At 60.1% G+C, this 16,096-nt stretch carries 23 protein-coding genes and 1 pseudogene; 16 read left to right on the top strand and 8 right to left on the bottom strand.

Annotated elements, in window-relative coordinates; translation table 11 throughout:
• Positions 1 to 30 precede the first annotated feature (30 nt).
• The 3 genes from ABE456_RS19015 to ABE456_RS19005 all read left to right on the top strand — a co-directional run bounded on the left by ABE456_RS19015 (position 31) and on the right by ABE456_RS19005 (position 1,403).
• Positions 31 to 327: a hypothetical protein gene (locus ABE456_RS19015; RefSeq protein WP_346645295.1), complete on the top strand. Its 297-nt coding sequence runs from the start codon at positions 31 to 33 to the stop codon at positions 325 to 327.
• Between the two features lie 158 nt (positions 328 to 485).
• Positions 486 to 785: a hypothetical protein gene (locus ABE456_RS19010; RefSeq protein WP_346645294.1), complete on the top strand. Its 300-nt coding sequence runs from the start codon at positions 486 to 488 to the stop codon at positions 783 to 785.
• Positions 786 to 1,193: 408 nt separating this feature from the next.
• A complete protein-coding gene (locus ABE456_RS19005; RefSeq protein WP_346645293.1) occupies positions 1,194 to 1,403 on the top strand; it encodes a hypothetical protein in 210 nt (69 codons plus the stop codon).
• A 13-nt stretch (positions 1,404 to 1,416) separates the two neighbouring features.
• Here the strand turns inward: ABE456_RS19005 and ABE456_RS19000 are convergent.
• Positions 1,417 to 1,783 (bottom strand): annotated as a pseudogene (locus tag ABE456_RS19000) (DNA cytosine methyltransferase).
• 809 nt (positions 1,784 to 2,592) lie between these two features.
• On the opposite strand from ABE456_RS19000, the gene ABE456_RS18995 reads away from it, so the two are divergent.
• A complete protein-coding gene (locus ABE456_RS18995) occupies positions 2,593 to 2,982 on the top strand; it encodes a hypothetical protein (protein WP_346645292.1) in 390 nt (129 codons plus the stop codon).
• 78 nt (positions 2,983 to 3,060) lie between these two features.
• Here ABE456_RS18995 and ABE456_RS18990 read toward each other — a convergent pair whose 3' ends face one another.
• Positions 3,061 to 3,333, bottom strand: a complete 273-nt coding sequence (locus ABE456_RS18990) for a hypothetical protein (RefSeq protein ID WP_346645291.1) — start codon at positions 3,331 to 3,333, stop codon at positions 3,061 to 3,063.
• Between the two features lie 610 nt (positions 3,334 to 3,943).
• On the opposite strand from ABE456_RS18990, the gene ABE456_RS18985 reads away from it, so the two are divergent.
• The 3 genes from ABE456_RS18985 to ABE456_RS18975 all read left to right on the top strand — a co-directional run bounded on the left by ABE456_RS18985 (position 3,944) and on the right by ABE456_RS18975 (position 5,064).
• Entirely contained in the window at positions 3,944 to 4,093 is a 150-nt protein-coding gene (locus ABE456_RS18985) for a hypothetical protein (protein WP_346645290.1), read from the top strand.
• Between the two features lie 161 nt (positions 4,094 to 4,254).
• The gene (locus ABE456_RS18980) at positions 4,255 to 4,623 is read left to right on the top strand and encodes a hypothetical protein (protein WP_346645289.1); all 369 of its coding nucleotides are present in this window, start codon (positions 4,255 to 4,257) and stop codon (positions 4,621 to 4,623) included.
• 129 nt (positions 4,624 to 4,752) lie between these two features.
• Entirely contained in the window at positions 4,753 to 5,064 is a 312-nt protein-coding gene (locus tag ABE456_RS18975; protein ID WP_346645288.1) for a hypothetical protein, read from the top strand.
• Positions 5,065 to 5,325: 261 nt separating this feature from the next.
• Here the strand turns inward: ABE456_RS18975 and ABE456_RS18970 are convergent, their stop codons facing one another.
• The 3 genes from ABE456_RS18970 to ABE456_RS18960 form a co-directional block, all read right to left on the bottom strand.
• Positions 5,326 to 5,535 (bottom strand): hypothetical protein, encoded by a 210-nt coding sequence (locus ABE456_RS18970; protein WP_346645287.1) that lies wholly within the window; start codon positions 5,533 to 5,535, stop codon positions 5,326 to 5,328.
• Between the two features lie 57 nt (positions 5,536 to 5,592).
• On the bottom strand, positions 5,593 to 5,793 hold the full coding sequence (locus ABE456_RS18965) for a hypothetical protein (protein ID WP_346645286.1): 201 nt from the start codon (positions 5,791 to 5,793) through the stop codon (positions 5,593 to 5,595).
• A gap of 99 nt (positions 5,794 to 5,892) precedes the next feature.
• On the bottom strand, positions 5,893 to 6,207 hold the full coding sequence (locus ABE456_RS18960) for a hypothetical protein (protein ID WP_346645285.1): 315 nt from the start codon (positions 6,205 to 6,207) through the stop codon (positions 5,893 to 5,895).
• Between the two features lie 260 nt (positions 6,208 to 6,467).
• On the opposite strand from ABE456_RS18960, the gene ABE456_RS18955 reads away from it, so the two are divergent.
• Positions 6,468 to 6,827: a hypothetical protein gene (locus ABE456_RS18955; RefSeq protein WP_346645284.1), complete on the top strand. Its 360-nt coding sequence runs from the start codon at positions 6,468 to 6,470 to the stop codon at positions 6,825 to 6,827.
• 1 nt (position 6,828) lies between these two features.
• Here the strand turns inward: ABE456_RS18955 and osmE are convergent, their stop codons facing one another.
• Positions 6,829 to 7,185, bottom strand: a complete 357-nt coding sequence (gene osmE, locus ABE456_RS18950) for an osmotically-inducible lipoprotein OsmE (RefSeq protein ID WP_346645283.1) — start codon at positions 7,183 to 7,185, stop codon at positions 6,829 to 6,831.
• Positions 7,186 to 7,254: 69 nt separating this feature from the next.
• Positions 7,255 to 8,490 carry an NADH:flavin oxidoreductase/NADH oxidase family protein gene (locus ABE456_RS18945; RefSeq protein ID WP_346645282.1) on the bottom strand — a complete coding sequence of 412 codons (1,236 nt, stop codon included), beginning with the start codon at positions 8,488 to 8,490 and terminating at the stop codon, positions 7,255 to 7,257.
• A gap of 110 nt (positions 8,491 to 8,600) precedes the next feature.
• Between ABE456_RS18945 and ABE456_RS18940 the strand changes: the two genes are divergently transcribed.
• The gene (locus ABE456_RS18940; protein WP_346645281.1) at positions 8,601 to 9,020 is read left to right on the top strand and encodes a MerR family transcriptional regulator; all 420 of its coding nucleotides are present in this window, start codon (positions 8,601 to 8,603) and stop codon (positions 9,018 to 9,020) included.
• Between the two features lie 65 nt (positions 9,021 to 9,085).
• Here the strand turns inward: ABE456_RS18940 and ABE456_RS18935 are convergent, their stop codons facing one another.
• A complete protein-coding gene (locus ABE456_RS18935; RefSeq protein ID WP_346645280.1) occupies positions 9,086 to 9,292 on the bottom strand; it encodes a hypothetical protein in 207 nt (68 codons plus the stop codon).
• A 229-nt stretch (positions 9,293 to 9,521) separates the two neighbouring features.
• Between ABE456_RS18935 and ABE456_RS18930 the strand changes: the two genes are divergently transcribed.
• The 7 genes from ABE456_RS18930 (at position 9,522) to ABE456_RS18900 (ending at position 15,958) form a co-directional block, all read left to right on the top strand.
• On the top strand, positions 9,522 to 10,502 hold the full coding sequence (locus tag ABE456_RS18930) for a quinone oxidoreductase (protein WP_346645279.1): 981 nt from the start codon (positions 9,522 to 9,524) through the stop codon (positions 10,500 to 10,502).
• 13 nt (positions 10,503 to 10,515) lie between these two features.
• Positions 10,516 to 11,364 carry a TauD/TfdA family dioxygenase gene (locus ABE456_RS18925; RefSeq protein WP_346645278.1) on the top strand — a complete coding sequence of 283 codons (849 nt, stop codon included), beginning with the start codon at positions 10,516 to 10,518 and terminating at the stop codon, positions 11,362 to 11,364.
• A 54-nt stretch (positions 11,365 to 11,418) separates the two neighbouring features.
• Positions 11,419 to 12,471 (top strand): 3-keto-5-aminohexanoate cleavage protein, encoded by a 1,053-nt coding sequence (locus ABE456_RS18920; protein ID WP_346645277.1) that lies wholly within the window; start codon positions 11,419 to 11,421, stop codon positions 12,469 to 12,471.
• 218 nt (positions 12,472 to 12,689) lie between these two features.
• Entirely contained in the window at positions 12,690 to 13,970 is a 1,281-nt protein-coding gene (locus ABE456_RS18915) for an MFS transporter (RefSeq protein WP_346645276.1), read from the top strand.
• A gap of 4 nt (positions 13,971 to 13,974) precedes the next feature.
• Positions 13,975 to 14,628 carry a DsbA family protein gene (locus ABE456_RS18910; RefSeq protein WP_346645275.1) on the top strand — a complete coding sequence of 218 codons (654 nt, stop codon included), beginning with the start codon at positions 13,975 to 13,977 and terminating at the stop codon, positions 14,626 to 14,628.
• Positions 14,625 to 14,951 carry a Rieske 2Fe-2S domain-containing protein gene (locus ABE456_RS18905; protein WP_346645274.1) on the top strand — a complete coding sequence of 109 codons (327 nt, stop codon included), beginning with the start codon at positions 14,625 to 14,627 and terminating at the stop codon, positions 14,949 to 14,951. The genes ABE456_RS18910 and ABE456_RS18905 overlap by 4 nt, the downstream gene beginning before the upstream one ends.
• Positions 14,948 to 15,958: a putative sulfate exporter family transporter gene (locus ABE456_RS18900; protein WP_346645273.1), complete on the top strand. Its 1,011-nt coding sequence runs from the start codon at positions 14,948 to 14,950 to the stop codon at positions 15,956 to 15,958. The genes ABE456_RS18905 and ABE456_RS18900 overlap by 4 nt, the downstream gene beginning before the upstream one ends.
• Positions 15,959 to 16,096 lie beyond the last annotated feature (138 nt).

Below are 16,096 nucleotides of genomic sequence, written 5' to 3'. Positions count from 1 at the left end.
TATCGGGGCCAATTGATCGGCGGGGTCTGAATGAAGCGGTTACTTTATGGTGCATTCCTCGCCTTCATTGGCGGTCTCGCCTTTGCGGATATCCCGCCTCTGAACGCCACTTGCCCAGGAAATATCGAGGTGCGAGCTAATGAAGGTGGGCCTGTCTTCATCAACGGCAAGGAGGCGAAGCTCAGTGAGGTTACCGAGAGTCACTTCAAGGCCAAAGGTGGTGGCGTAATCGTTTCGGTTTCAATTGAGCCTGACGGCTATTTGAGTGTTTCCTACACCGGAAAGGGCGGTGCAAACGGCGTATGTGAGGTTGAAGAGCAGGACTGATCTTATGCGACCGCCAGCGTCGTGACGCCCTCCACAGTGTCCACCTTCTCGCCAATTGTCGGATCGGCTTTCAATCCGTTTGGATAGGCTTGATCACCGACTCTGTTTGGCTATTTTGGGATTAATGACTACCCACCAGACGGTTGCAGGAGGGCTGTATGCGAGTGCGCGGCGATGTGTACTGGGACTGGGCAGATCCTACGCTCCACCACCGAACTCACGAAGAAACCCTTGATGACGGCACCTACATCGATGTGCAGGTGAGGCTTTCGCGCACCGGCAGCACGCAGATGTTCATCGGTGTTTACGCGGCCTCTGGCATGGCACTGCACGAAGAGGCCTTCGACTCTCGACCGAAAGAATCAATGACCCAGGCCCTTGCCTGGGGCGTCGGTCGAGCGCGGCAAGTAGCCGATGAAGGTGCCCCCGCTGCGGACCCTATTGCCGCCCCGGAATAGAGGGGAGAGGGGTTGCAGCTGGATGGAGTACAAGTGTACTCCTGTCGTTAGGAACTGGTGCCGGGACGTGCGCAGGCGTTGTCGGCCAGGACAAAGGCGCGGTCCGACTCGACAAGCTCTGCGCGCAGACGCTCGAAGTCGCCAGGCTCGGCGTGGGCTGCGGGGCTGGAAGGGACAAGAAGGCGCGCAAATGCCGGATGCAGCCAGCTACCTCTTCATAATTCGATGCTGTGGTGTACCTGAACATGTGGTCCGCCTCCCTGAGGAGCACTTCAATGTCTGCGCGCGGCACGCTGACCATCTCGGTGTTGCTGGATCGCTTTTCTGTGGGCATGGGGAAACCTCGTCATCGTGATGCTGTGGCGTTGGAGTTGGCTACGCTTAACCTATTGCAGAGAGGTGCGCGTTATGAACAAGCGTGACAATAAAGAGACACTAATGTCGGGCTGTGCGGGCTGTGGGGAAACAATGGACTTCGACCCCGATGACCCAAGGCCTGAGTTTGAGTTCCAGTGTGAGCATTGCCACAGGATCAATATCGTGATCTGGGGAGTAGGTGAGCCCTCCCATTGGTATACGGAAATCAAACCAGATAACGGTGTCGATGCATCGGCGTAATGGGTGTGGTTGATTAAGCCGCCTTCAACAGCGCTTCAATCACCCTCTGCCCAGCCAGTGGCGGAACAGCGTTACCAGCCATGTGCATGGTTAGCCGGTGGTTGTCTGGGCGCAGAGTGTCAGCCGGGAACGACATCGCTGCCAGGGCGTTGGCGTGGCCCTGGCAACAGGGCGAGGCCAGCAGGATGTCGTGTGCCGGCACCTGCTCCCAGCGCGCCTGGTGCAGGTCTTGGCAGATGCGCTGCGTATCGGGGTGGTTCGCACTGTGCCATTCAACGGCTACCGGCCAGTGCTTTGCCGCCCAGAGAACCTGAACGCCTGCTGCGCGCGCCGGTGCTCCATCCGCCGAGGCCGGCGAACAAGTCGATTGCTGTGGTCACGTTGTGGTCCTTGCGTACAGGCGCCGCCCTCGCCGGGGAGGCGTGAAATTGATATGAAAGGGGTTATTCGCAAAGGCCGCAGATGGATGAGCAGAGTTCGATGGTGTGGTCCGATCGAATCATGTCGAGATTGCTGAGGGGTGGTCTAAAATTACCTCCGAGCGATCGGCGCCGGATCGTAAACGTGACTACTTGAAAATGATGTTGCAGGTGCTATTGGCTCGCTAGGCTAACGGCGAAAGGGTTGGTGGTAGCTATGAAGGTCATGTGCACTGCATGCGGAGGAACGGGGGTAAATAACAAAGGTCACCCTAGTTTTTGCTATTGGTGTAATGGAACTGGCTATACCGGCGAAGATGACCCGCTCCCCGGCGGTGGCGGAGGCGGCGGAGCTGGGTTTCTCACGAACAACCATGCTTTTTCAGCCCTACTTGGCTTGCTAGTTGCGGGTTATGTGTGTTGGAAAATGTACATTGCCGGGGTCTTGTGGAATGACTGGTATTTCATTGCCCCCATCGTGGCAGGATGCGCAACAACTTGGCTGCTGAGGCGCCTGGACTGGTTATGTACTGTTCTGAGGCAGATTGTGAGATTTGCGTTTATCGGTATCTTTTTATTTGCGGCCTACTACTTTTTCAAGACGATAACGGGCCAATGAGTGGACTTGCGATCATATATGAGCCGCCTCGAAAGGACGGCGTTATCAATGAATAGGGGAAGGCGCTCGCAGGCAGCACTGGGGTGGCGTGAGTCGTCGAAGTGGGGTATTGGGTGTTTAATCCGGCATGGGGCCGGATCAGGAGCGACACATGCTTGCGCACGACATCGACTCAGATCTTGTGAACGAGTTTTTCGAATACATCCAGGACTCGGATGTACGCGAAGCATTCATCTACCTTGCTGGCGCCTTCACCTGCCTTCGTTCAGTCGAGTGGACTGTCAAAAATCAGGGGGAAGTACGGTCTGTTCGCATCTATCAAGATGGGAAAAGGTACTTCTCATTCATGCCCTCCCAGAAGAAGATCAATTTCCATTTTCGCCCGCCCGTGCTGAAGGACCGGATCTATCGAAAGGAGGAGATCAAGAAGCTATTTGCCAGCTTTGACGATCAAACACACAAAGATGAGGAACACTGGGCAATCGATATTCGAAATATCGACGATGCGCGCCGGTTGCTGCGCGCGCTCAAGTTGGCCTGATTAAGCCAGCTTTGGCCCCGCCGGGTCGGCGTTCATCGTTTGAGAGGGAGGAAGGCGCTGGCGGGCAGCGCCGGACGGTCAGGCGGCTTTCGCGTCTTCGAATTTTATGATGAGCCGGGTGGTTTCGGATTGGCCCTCTAACTTCACTTCAAAGCAGGCCGGCGTGTAGTCGCTGATGCCAGTGATCAAGCCCTGTTTGATGCTGTCCCCTATGGCGAACGGCGGCTCCATGTGGCGGCTGTAGTACTGAGCCAGGGTCTCGGCGTCAGCCTCAAGCTTCTCGGCGATTGGCTTGCAGCATTCGAGGATCATTTCCCTGGTTGCAGTTGGGCGCGGCGGAATGTGGTTCATGGCTTTCTCCATGCATGCGCCGCCCTCCGTGGTCGGATGCGGCATGGTGTTGGAATGGGAATTGCTCTAGTCCTGAAACACTGAAAATTTTGGGGGAGTGCCGTAATGACCCAGGACGATTTTCGCTACATGGCTTTCGTGGTAGCAGCCGTGGTGGTCCTTACAGTAGTGGTGTCATGGGTGTTTCTTGAGTCCATCAACTGAGCCCCACCGGCGGGCCATGTCATACCCTGAATTGGGTCGGATCGCATGGCGGCAATTTGGTTTGGGATGGAGTACTCGTATGTCTTTGTAACCGTGAGGAAATTGTCGTGGCGGATTTTGTCCATAAGGGAGACGTGGTAGTCCCAGCAGCTACAGTGGCGATTCATCTCCAGCAATTGGAGGATGAGAGCTTCATCTCGACGCTCTGGCCAAGCCGGTTCGTCAGCTGCCCCTGGGGGCTGGAACGGGAATTGCTGTGATCCTGAGGCATTGATCAAGCGGAGAACGCCGACATGACTCAAGATGACCGCTATTACATGGTTTTCGTTGTGGCTGCTGTGCTGGCCCTGGATTTGGCGGCGACCTTGGTGTTTCTGAAGGTCATCGCCTGACCCCGATAGTGGGTATGGCCATACACGCAATTGGGGCCACCTGCCTGGTTCAAGGCGACAAGGCAGCGGCAGGTTGTGGCAAGGCCGGTGCGAAGGCGCTGTATTACCAGGTACGGCTCGCCCAGGCGGGCCTGCTGAAAATTGCCGGGCAACACGCCGAATAAGGTTGTCACTGCGCAAGAAGTTCACCCCGAAACCCATATAGCAAACAAAGCTAATGCCCGGCTGTGGTTGAGCAGTAACATGGGCAAACGAAAACCAAAAAAGGGCAGGCTGCTGGGCAACACTTTCCTACGTTCTCGATGGGGCAGCAGGAGCGTGTCGCGTGAAGAGCTCAAGATCGCTAGCAGGCGCAATACTGGTGTCCGCGGTTGCCACACTGTTCATGGCAGGTTGCGCACAAAACCGCGATGTGCGGGACGGCCATGACTATACCTCAGGCACTACCGCGAAAAGCCCACCCGCGTATCTGGGGTGCGTCAAAGGCGAACTCCCGGGGAATGTGAAAACCTACCAGGTCGAGGGCGATAACTCAGTCAGGCTGTTCATTGAAAGCACCGACCCGAGCAAGGCAGATGGGCTTGTAGAAATGCGCGGCGCAGGAAGCCAGCACCAGTTCACGGCCTATCAACGCGATGCCTGGTACGACCATGGCAGGTTGCTGGATGCCGCGCTGATGTGCTCGAAAGCATGATCAACTAACCCTCAAGCACAAAAAGCCCGCCGTTGAGAGCGGGCTTTTTGCATTTGCCGGCGCCAGCCGCAATAATCCACCCATTTGAATGGAGAGCGCCGGGTGGAAGCAAGAAGCGTTGTCGCCGAAATGTTTATTGGGATCCCGACGCATTTCTGGGTACTGCCGGTCGCCGGCCTGATTACCTACTTTGGCCTGAAGTGGGCCGACCAATCCAGCAATCGCGCCACCATGCTGTGCGCCGTGACCTACTTGCTGCTCGTCGCACTGGCCGTGTTGCCCAACGGCTTTTATGCGCTGTTTCCGCCTTCGCCCAACATGCCCGAGCTGATAGTGAGTCACCAGCCGCTACCCAGCTACGAAGGCCGGTTCTATCTGGATGCGTTCTATGTGTTCAGCGGTTGGGCGCTGAGCAAAGTGGCCAAGCTCAAGTTCAACTAAGCCTGCGGCTGCAGGCGCAAGGGAGTGCTGGAACAGTAATTGCTCAACCCTTGAAAACATAAGCATTTGGGGGATACGGCAATGCTTCCAGAAGATCAGTGCATCATGCTCGTGTTTGCGGTAGCCGTGCTGGCCCTCGATGTCATGGCCATCAGGCTGTACCGAGGCGCCAGGCCCTGACACCATGTTTGGGTGTGGCTGCGCCCTGATCCGGGTGTTGGACGGATGCGCTGATCCTTGAGCATGGCCGTGGTGTTCACATCAACCAATGTCGTCGATCCTTGCAGCCACAGAGCGCAGTTCATCGGCAACCACATCGATGGATCTAATGTGCGCGGTAACATCAATCTCGCTTTGCAAGCTGCCCCGCGCTTCCATGAACCTGGCGTGCCCGCTCATGGCTTGACTGAGTTGGTCCAGGTGGTCGGCTGTTTTGACCAGGTCTGACTTGATGCTGTGAAGCGTTTCCATAGGGTAAAAGCCTTTCCTTGATAGTTGCTTCAACGGTCCCGGAGCGGCCCAGTGGCTTCAGCTCTTTACTTGAACCTGAAGTACGGAGCCTTTGTCATCGGTCACCAGCAATCCATGGGTTTGCGCGTCGCCCGATTGCTGTTCGGCAAGCAGCACATCTGCTGTACGCACAATGCTACGGCAATGATCCGCTGTTTGCAGGGTGATGAGTTTTCCATTCTGATAGAAAAAGCGCGTGCTATTGGCGTTATTTTTCATGGGTGAGGTGCCTTGCCGAGTTAGTGGTTGCTCCACTTTCTCAGCCTTCACCTTCCTCTGCCACTGGTAGAAATATCAGGTGATCACCTGAACAGCTGGTCAGATTTCGTCCACCAATCGCCCGGGGTTGAAGAAAAACGAGGCGATCAGCACTGCCGTGATGACGCCCGCCGCATCGGCAAGCAACAGCAGCAAAGCGCTTGAATCGCCTGGCTGCAGATGTTTCCCAAGGGCAAATTCTGCGCCATGGGGGAATGCGGCAATCAACAGCAGCATGGCCGCAAGCAGCCCGGATAGAAGCTTTATGCATGACTTGCCAAATGCCAGCCCACAGGCCCAGAAAATGAAAATACAAAGCACGGCAAGGCCCGTCGACGATGCGTATTGGGCGAGCATTTCCAACCACCACACCATGGTTTTCTCCTGGATGAAGAGAGCAATGATCTAGGCGGGTGAGCGAACCCGGCTGGTATTCAGTGCGGCCTGTTGCTGATAAGAAGCCTGTGCCAATGAAATCGTTCCCTTTGCGCCGATAAAAAAGTGCTTTTACAGGGCTGTAGTAAACAATTAGGTGGCATTTTGTTGGCGTGCAAGTTTTGACTTCATGTTCAGTGCGAGGGGGCGGGTGCAGCAAGACCTTGGTTGATTAGTATCTCGGCGCAACCCTCGGTAGAATGCCGCGTATCCTCAATGGCCAATTGCAAATGCCTACGTTTCGTATTTTAGTCGCATCCATGCTAGTTGCCAGCCTGGCTGGCTGTGCAACCCCCGGTAAACCCACTGCCAGCAAGCTGACCGCTAAGTCGCCGCAGCAATTCGCAGCCTGTGTGCTGCCCAAGTGGCAAGCACTGGCACCACAGGCCACGCAGAAGTCGATTGCCCACGGCTACCGGCTCACAGCCCCCAGTGCCGTGGCAACAGACGATGTACTGGACGTGGTCGAGTATCACGATGGCAGCCGCGCGACCTTCTACAAGGGCAGCTTCCTGTCTGGCGACAAACTGCGCCAGGCTGCCAAGGCATGCCTGGACTGAATCAGTAGCCCGAGCCGCTTGAGCCGCCCATGCTCGGCAGGCGGGCTTTGTGTTGGGCGTTGCTCCACTCGGCGCAGGTCATGAAGGCGGTCTTTTCTACCTTGCCGGCGCCGTCGAAGCTCACACTATAGGGTTGCCGGTTACCTGCGTTGGTGAGCATATAGTCGAAGCAGGTACCGGGTACTACGGTGCGCTCGGACTCGGCAACGGGTTTGCCGCCAATCTGCATGACCTGGTCTTTGCTCATGCCGGTGTCGACTTTCGCTACCAACGGCTGGTCGTGGTACAGCGTAGAGTTGGATGAGCAGGCAGAAAGCGCTGCCAGGGCGAAGATCAGTGCATGAAGGCGTTTGTTCATGGCAGTGCTCCGGTAGAGGACGCCGATGAAGCCTGGGCAGGCAAAGGCAGTTGAGGGGTGGGTACACCATCAATCCGCTCGATTTTTCATCATACGCCTGTACTGCCTTACCCGCAGCAGCGTGCAGCCTTGTTCCAGCAACAAGGCCCGCAACGGTGACGCCTGCGCCTTGGGCTTGTTACCAGCTGCCAGCCGGCGCATCTGCAACTTCACCAAGGCCATGTAAGCCAGTGCGGCAAACGCTTTGCGCTTCCAGCGTATTGGCCGCAGTTCAGCGCTTGCCGCCTGCTCGCCATTCTGCCAGCGCCGGGGCAGGGCAGGTTCAACAGCCAGCGCCGTAGCTATCCCCGCCATGGCCACGCCGCTGGCGAGTACCTGCTCGACCACCGGCAGGCGACGGATGCCGCCGGTGACCATCACCGGCATTTTCGCGATGGCGGCGATTTCCTGGGCAAACTCCAGGAAGTAGGCCTCGCGGGCCAGGGTGCGGCCGTCGCGGGCGTCGCCCTGCATGGCCGGTGCCTCATAGCTGCCACCCGACAGTTCCACCAGGTCCACCGGCAATTCATTCAGCCACAGTACCACCTGGCGTGCATCCGCAGGTTCAAAGCCGCCGCGTTGAAAGTCCGCCGAGTTCAACTTCACGGCCACACCGAAACCGGGCGAGACCACTTCGCGCACGGCCTTTACCACCTCCAGCAACAGCCGTGCGCGGTTCGCCAGGCTGCCACCCCAGCGGTCCTGGCGCTGGTTGCTCAGCGGCGACAGAAACTGGCTCAACAGGTAACCGTGGGCGGCATGGATCTGCACGCCACTGAAACCGGCCTGTTCAGCCAGTGCCGCAGTGCGGGCAAAGCGCTGGATCAATGCTGCGATCTCGGCGTCATCCAGCGCCTTGGGCAGGGGGAACAGCTTGGACAAACCGCCCATATCCAGGGCAATCGCCGAAGGTGCCACAGTAGGTTGGCCAAGGTTGGCCTGCATCTGCCGCCCAGGGTGGTTGATCTGCATCCAGAACTGCGCGCCGTGGGCGCGGCCGATGCGGGCCCAGTCACGAAAACGCTGCAATGGTTGCCTGGCGTCGAGCACCACCCCGCCTGGGCCAGTCATGGCGCTGGGGTCGACCATCACGTTGCCGGTCAGCAACAGCCCGGCACCGCCTTCGGCCCAGGCCTGGTAAAGGCGCAGCAGTTGGTCGGAAGGGGTCTGGTCCGGGTTGGCCAGGTTTTCTTCCATTGCGGCTTTGGCGATGCGGTTGGGAATGACACTGCCATTGGGCAGGTGCAGGGGCTGGAACGGCGTCATGGCGATCTCCGAAAAGGCTACCACGCATCGGTTGATGCAGGTGTGGGCTAGGTTCAGGAGAAGGCTAAGGTTAAAGTCAACTTTAAGGTCAATAGGGGAATGCCAGCGGGATGAAAATTGGTGAACTGGCGCGACGCACGGGGCTCAGCGCATCGCGTATCCGCTTTTATGAAGCCAGTGGGCTGATTGCCGCTCGGCGCCTGGGCAATGGCTACCGGGATTACCCGGAACAGGTGGTGCGGGCGCTGGAGATCATTACCTGTGGCCAGCAGGCGGGTTTCAGCCTTGATGAGATGCGCAGGCTCACCAGTGCATCCGCTGCGGCGGCGGGCGGCCACGGCCAGTTACTGGCAAGCCTGAAGCGCAAGGTGGCGGAAATTGAAGCGATGCAGCAGCAGCTGGCGCAGAACCGCGCGCAATTGCTGGCGGTTATTGCTGGCATCGAAGACAAGCCGCAGGGGATGGACTGCGAAGAGAACGCCCAGCGTTTGATTGCCGGTTGGCAAGGGAACGAGCCTGGCAATACTTGACCCTCTGTGGGAGCGGGCACGCCCGCTCCCACAGAGGCAGCGTCGCGCTCGCGCCTTGGAATGGATTACCCCACATCCCCCCGCTTGTTCATCCGCTCACACTGCACCTGCGCAGCCGTCCGGCTCGGGTAGCTGGGCTTGAGCCGCTCTTTGGCTTGGTTATCGTAGATGTCGAACCCCTCACAAACGCTCGTGGCGTAATGGCGGCTACCGACGTGGAACGACTCCTTTTCGATAGGCACTGCGGGAACGATAACGAATCTTGGTGCCATTTTTCGTGCCTCCCCAGGCAGAGACTTTAGTATTAGTCGCCCCGTTGATAAGCATCAAGCCAGCTCATGAATAAAAACTGCGTTTGAACAGCAGCGGGGCGAGTGCTGCGCTGTCATCAAATGAAAACCCGCTGTCGTCCGATGCGAAGCACCCCACCCGCCAAGGGCATACAGTCCAATCACCCAGAACTGACGCCTGGCGTCCAGATCGATGATTGGAGAGACAAGCATGTCCAAAGTCGTACGTTTCCATCAGACCGGTGGCCCCGAGGTGCTGCGCTATGAAGACGCTGAGGTCGGCGAGCCTGGCCCGGGGCAAGTGCGCTTGCGTCAGGTGGCGGTGGGCCTGAACTATGCCGACACCTACTTCCGCAACGGCACTTACCCGATCCCGCTGCCCAATGGCATTGGCGTAGAAGCGGCCGGGGTGGTAGAGGCACTGGGAGATGGCGTAACCCAGGTGGCGGTCGGTGACCGGGTTACCTACACCGGTTTTCTCAATACCCTGGGCGCTTACTGCACCGAGCGTCTGATCCCGGCTGCCGCGCTGATCAAGCTACCGGAAACCATCGCCTTCGAGACCGCCGCCGCCATGACCATGCGTGGCCTCACCGCGGCCTATCTGATGCGACGCATCTATGACTTCAAAGCGGGCGACAGCGTACTGCTGCATGCCGCTGCTGGCGGGGTTGGCCTGATTGTCGCGCAATGGGCGCGGTTGTTGGGGCTGAACGTGATTGGCACCGTGTCCACCGAGGCCAAGGCCGAAGTCGCCCGTGCCCATGGCTGCAACCACATCATCAATTACAGCGTCGAGGACGTGGCCACACGCGTGCGTGAGCTTACCGGCGGGGTGGGGGTCAACGTGGTATTCGACAGCGTAGGCAAGAACACCTTCATGGGCTCGCTCGATTCGCTCAAGCGCCGCGGCCTGATGGTTTGCGTCGGTACGGCCTCGGGCACCATCCCGCCGTTCGACCCGCAGTTGCTGGCCATCAAGGGCTCGCTGCAGCTTACCCGTCCGGCCTTGGCCGACTTCATCGCCGACCCGGCAGAAAAGGCCGACCTTGCCGGCGAGCTGTTCGACCACGTCAGCAGTGGGCGCATCCGCATCGAGATCAACCAGCATTACGCCCTGCAGGACGCCGTCCAGGCCCACCGCGACCTGGAAGCGCGCAAAACCACCGGCTCGTCGATCTTCGTCATCTGAAGAGGGCAACAGCATGCACATCGAACAACTGACCTGCGCGATCGGTGCCGAGGTGAGTGGGGTGAACCTGGCCGACGCGATCCACGACGACGACCTGTTCACCCAGTTGCGAGAACAGTTGCTCCAGCACCGTGTGCTGTTCCTGCGTGACCAGCATTTCAGCCGCGCCGAGCACGTGGCTTTCGCCCGCCGCTTCGGCGAGCTGGAAGACCACCCGGTGGCTGGTAGCGACCCGGAACACCCGGGCCTGGTGCAGATCTACAAGCGCCCGGACCAGCCCAACGACCGCTATGAAAATGCCTGGCACACCGACGCCACCTGGCGCGAAGCGCCGCCCATGGGCTGCGTGCTGCGCTGCGTGGAATGCCCACCGGTGGGGGGCGATACGATGTGGGCGAACATGGTGCTGGCCTATGAAAACCTGCCAAGTGATGTGAAGGCCAAGATCGAAGGCCTGCGCGCTCGCCACAGCATCGAGGCCAGCTTCGGCGCTGCCATGCCGCTGGAAAAGCGCCTGGCACTGAAAGCGCAGTTCCCCGATGCCGAGCACCCGGTGGTGCGCACCCATCCGGAAACCGGCGAGCAGGTGTTGTTCGTCAACGCCTTCACCACCCATTTCAGCAATTACCACACCCCGCAGCGGGTGCGCTTCGGCCAGGACGCCAACCCTGGCGCCAGCGACCTGCTGCGTTACCTGATCAGCCAGGCCTACCTGCCCGAGTACCAGGTGCGCTGGCGCTGGAAGCCCAACAGTGTGGCGATCTGGGACAACCGCAGCACCCAACACTACGCCGTCATGGATTACCCGCCGTGCCACCGCAAGATGGAGCGCGCCGGGATCAAGGGCAGCCGCACGTTCTAAGGCTGCCGCCGCCATTGGCGGCAACCGCACAATAACAATAGCGAGGACTACAGCATGCAATTCTTCGACGATTCGTTGCACCCGGAAAACATGGAAAAGGTGGTGATCACCGTGGCCCCCTATGGCCCGGAGTGGATGCCCGAAGACTTCCCTGAAGACATTCCGTTGACCATGGACGAGCAGGTGCAGAAGGCCGTCGACTGCTATGAGGCAGGCGCCACCGTATTGCACCTGCATGTGCGTGAGCTGGACGGCAAAGGCTCCAAACGCCTGTCCAAGTTCAACGAGCTGATCGCCGGGGTGCGTGAAGCGGTGCCAGACATGATCATCCAGGTTGGCGGTTCGATTTCTTTCGCCCCAGAAGGCGAAGGCGAGGCGGCCAAATGGCTGTCGGACGACACTCGGCACATGCTCGCCGAACTGACGCCGCGCCCCGACCAGGTAACCGTGGCCATCAACACCACCCAGATGAACATCATGGAGCTGTTGTACCCCGAGTACCTGGAAGGTACCTCGCTGGCCAGCCCGGCAATCCACGCCGCCTACAGCGAGATGACCGTGCCGGCCGGCCCGGCCTGGGTCCGCGAGCACCTGCGCCGCCTGCAGGCCAGCAACATCCAGCCGCACTTCCAGCTGACCGGCATGCATGCCCTGGAGACGCTTGAGCGCATCGTGCGCCGTGGTGACTACATGGGCCCGCTGAACCTGACCTGGATCGGCATTGGCGGCGGCTTCGACGGCCCTAACCCGTTCAACTTCTTCAACTTCATCCATCGCGCACCGGACGGCTGCACCCTGACCGCCGAATCGCTGCTGAAGAACGTGCTGCCGTTCAACACCATGGCCCTGGCCATGGGCCTGCACCCGCGCTGCGGCAACGAAGACACCATCATCGACCAGCATGGCAAACGCTTTACCTCGGTGCAGCAGATCAAGCAGACCGTGCGCGTGGCCCATGAGCTGGGCCGCGAGATTGCCAGCGGCAAGGAGGCTCGTGCCATTTACCGCATCGGGCAACAGTACGACAGCATCGAGCAGACCCTGAAGGCCAACGGCATGGCGCCGAACCGCCAGCCGGGTGAGAAGGGTGTGCCGCAGCGTACCTGAGCCAAAGGCTTGCACGGTCCCGACGTTTTTGTGGGAGCGGCCTTGCGTCGCGAAAGGGCTGCGAAGCAGCCCCAGCAATTGTTGCGCTGTCGCTGTGTTCTGGGGCCGCCTTGCGGCCCTTTCGCGACGCAAGGCCGCTCCCACAGTGACCGAGCAAGCTTTTGCAGTAGTGCATAACAACAAGAACAAAACCCAAGCCCCACACCCAAGGAGGCAACATGGCCACCTATCTCGCCAGTGCCGAAGATTCCGGCACCGACACCGCCCACAGCGTCCCCCGTCGCTATGCCTGGGTGGTCTTCGCCCTGACCTTTGGCTTGTTGATTTCCGACTACATGTCGCGCCAGGTACTGAACGCGGTGTTTCCGCTGCTCAAGGGCGAATGGGCGCTCAGCGATAGCCAGCTGGGCCTGCTCAGCGGCATCGTCGCGTTGATGGTCGGCCTGCTGACCTTTCCGCTGTCGTTACTGGCCGACCGCTTCGGCCGGGTGCGCAGCCTGGTACTGATGGCGGTACTGTGGAGCCTGGCTACCCTCGGTTGCGCCTTGGCCGAAAACTACCCGCAAATGTTCATTGCGCGTTTTCTGGTCGGGGTCGGCGAAGCCGCCTACGGCAGCGTCGGCATTGCCGTGGTCGTTGCCGTATTCCCTCGCGACATGCGCTCGACCTTGGCCGGTGCGTTCATGGCCGGCGGCATGTTCGGCTCTGTGTTGGGCATGGCCCTGGGTGGTGTGCTGGCCCAGCACCTGGGTTGGCGCTGGGCATTTGCCGGCATGGCGCTGTTCGGCCTGGTGCTGGCGGTGCTGTACCCGCTGATCGTCAAGGAAACCCGTATTGCCCCTAAATGTGCGCAGCAGGGGCAGGACAAAGCCAGCCGCCCGCTGCGTACCCTGTACAGCAGCCGTTCGGTTATTGCCGCCTATGTCGGCAGCGGCCTGCAGCTGTTCGTCGGTGGCACCCTGATCGTGTGGATGCCCAGCTACCTGAACCGCTATTACGCCATGGGCACCGACCGCGCCGGGGCGATCGCCGCAGTCATCGTGCTGTGCAGCGGTATCGGCATGATCCTTTGCGCCATGCTCTGCGATCGCCTCGGGCGGCAGCGCCCGGACCGCAAGATCAGCCTGGCCATCGCCTACTGCCTGGGCAGCTGTGTACTGCTGAGCATCGCCTTCGCGCTGCCCGCCGGCACCGCGCAACTGGTGTTGATCTGCCTGGGCATGATGATCGCCGCCGGTACCAACGGCCCGTCCAGTGCCATGGTCGCCAACCTTACCCATGCTTCGGTGCATGGCACGGCCTTCGCCACCCTGACCCTGGCCAACAACCTGCTGGGGCTGGCCACCGGGCCGCTGATCACTGGCCGGGTGTCTGACCTGATTGGGCTGCAGGCCGCGCTCCAGCTGGTGCCGCTGATCAGCATCGCGGCGGCGGCAGTGTTCTTTATCGCCAAACGTCACTACCACCGCGACATGGACCGTCTGCGTTCCAGGAGTTGAAACCGTGAAACAGCTGTTGTCCGTCGAGGTGTTCTTCGATTTCGTTTGCCCCTGGTGCCTGATTGGCCAGCGGCATCTGCAGGCGGCCCTGTTGCTTTTGCAGCGTGAGCAGCCTCAGGTACAGGTGCATGTGCAATGGCGGGGTGTGCAGTTACTGCCCGGCCTGCCTGCCAAGGGGGTGCCTTTCAACACCTTCTACCTGCAACGCCTGGGCAGCGAGCAGGCGGTGCGCGAGCGCCAGGCCCAGGTGCGTGCCGCCGCCACTGTGGTGGGCGAGGATATCGACTTCTCGCGCATCCGCCGCATGCCCAACACCGGCAATGCCCACCGGCTGGTGCAACGGGCCGGTGGCCTGCTCGATGCCCGGCAACTGGAAGACTTGCTGGCACGCCTGTTCATTGCCTATTTCCATCAGGGCCGCGACCTGGGCAACAGTGCCACCTTGCTCGGCATCGCCCAGGGTTGCGGCTTGGAAGTCGCCCAGGTCATTGACTGCCTGCGTGATGATGGCAGCCCGTTCCTTGATGGAGCAGGGCGTGCCGGCAGCGCCGTGCCGCGCTACCGCTTCAACCAGGGGCCGCTGATTGCCGGCGTACAGCCTGCCGAAACGCTGTTTGCGGCCATGCTCGACGCACTGCAAGTGGTGGAGCAAGCATGAGCCGGCGTATCGCGTTAGCCCCCAACCAGGTGCCGGAGCGCAATGCCCGGGTGTTGCTGGCCTGCGAAGGCCGCAGCGTGGCGTTGTTCAATGTCGCTGATTCGCTGTACGCCATCGATGACAGCTGCCCGCACCAGGGCGCGTCGTTGTGCGGTGGGCGCCTGGAGGGCCGGGTGATCCAGTGCTGCGCCCATGGCCTGCGCTTCGACCTGGCCAGCGGCTACCTGCTCAATTCAAAAGCCTTGAAAGTAACCAGCTACCCGGTCGAACAGCAGGATGGGCAGGTTTTTATCGTGCTTGACGGCGAGGAGGTCGGGCAATGAACACATTGACGCTGACCGCAGCCAATCACCGAATCCGCACGCTGGCGCCAGGGGTAGCCGTAAGCCTTATCGTGGGCGCTGCTGCCAGCTTTCTCAGCGAGCATTACGCGGCACCGGTCATGCTGTTTGCCCTGCTGCTGGGCATGGCCCTGAATTTTCTGGCGGTCGACGGCCCCTGCAAGGCCGGTATCGAGTTTACCGCCCGCACGGTACTGCGCCTGGGCGTGGCGCTGCTGGGCATGCGTATTACCTTGAGCCAGATCGCCAGCCTGGGCTGGAAGCCCGTGGCCTTGGTGGTGGCCCTGGTAGTGGTGACCATCCTGGTCTCGGTGGTGGTGGCCAAGACACTGGGCTTCTCACGTTTGTTCGGCATGCTTACCGGTGGTGCCACGGCCATTTGTGGTGCCTCCGCGGCGCTCGCGCTGGCGGCCGCCTTGCCACAGCACCCGCGCAAGGAGCATGCCACGCTGTTTACCGTGATTGGCGTGTCGGCGTTATCGACCTTGGCGATGATCCTGTACCCGATGATCGCCCAGTGGCTGCACCTGTCGCCAGCACAGGCTGGGGTGTTTCTCGGCGCGACCATCCATGATGTGGCGCAGGTGGTGGGGGCGGGCTACAGCATGTCCACCGAGACCGGTGACATCGCCACTGTGGTCAAGTTGATGCGGGTAGCCATGTTGCTGCCGGTGATTGTCTGTGCGGCAATGATCACCCGCCGCCAGGGCCTGGAGGCGGGCGGCCAGCGCCCACCATTGCTGCCCTGGTTCGCGGTCGGGTTTGTGCTGCTGGCCTGCGTCAACAGTACGGGGTGGGTGTCAGCGCCGGTTCAAGGCGGCATCAACGAACTGTCGCGTGTTTGCCTGGTGGTGGCGATCAGTGCCCTGGGTATGAAAACCCAGCTCAAGGCCCTGGCTTCGGTCGGTCTCAAACCCATTGCGCTGATGGTGGGCGAAAGCGTGTTCCTCGTGCTGTTGGTGCTGGCGTTGATGCACTGGGGGCTTTGAACACTAGGCCCCGACGCGATCCTTGTGGGAGCGGCCTTGAACTGGCCTAATGATTTTGGACACCTTCATCGGGCGCTATGATGGCGCCCAATTGGAGGCAAAATTAGTGCGTAAATCTTACTCAAGAGAATACAAGGT

The organism is Pseudomonas sp. TWI929, assembly GCF_039673335.1.
Taxonomy (GTDB): Bacteria; Pseudomonadota; Gammaproteobacteria; order Pseudomonadales; family Pseudomonadaceae; genus Aquipseudomonas.
Note: the sequence above shows the minus strand (reverse complement) of the source record. Positions and strands in the feature narration are given on the sequence as shown.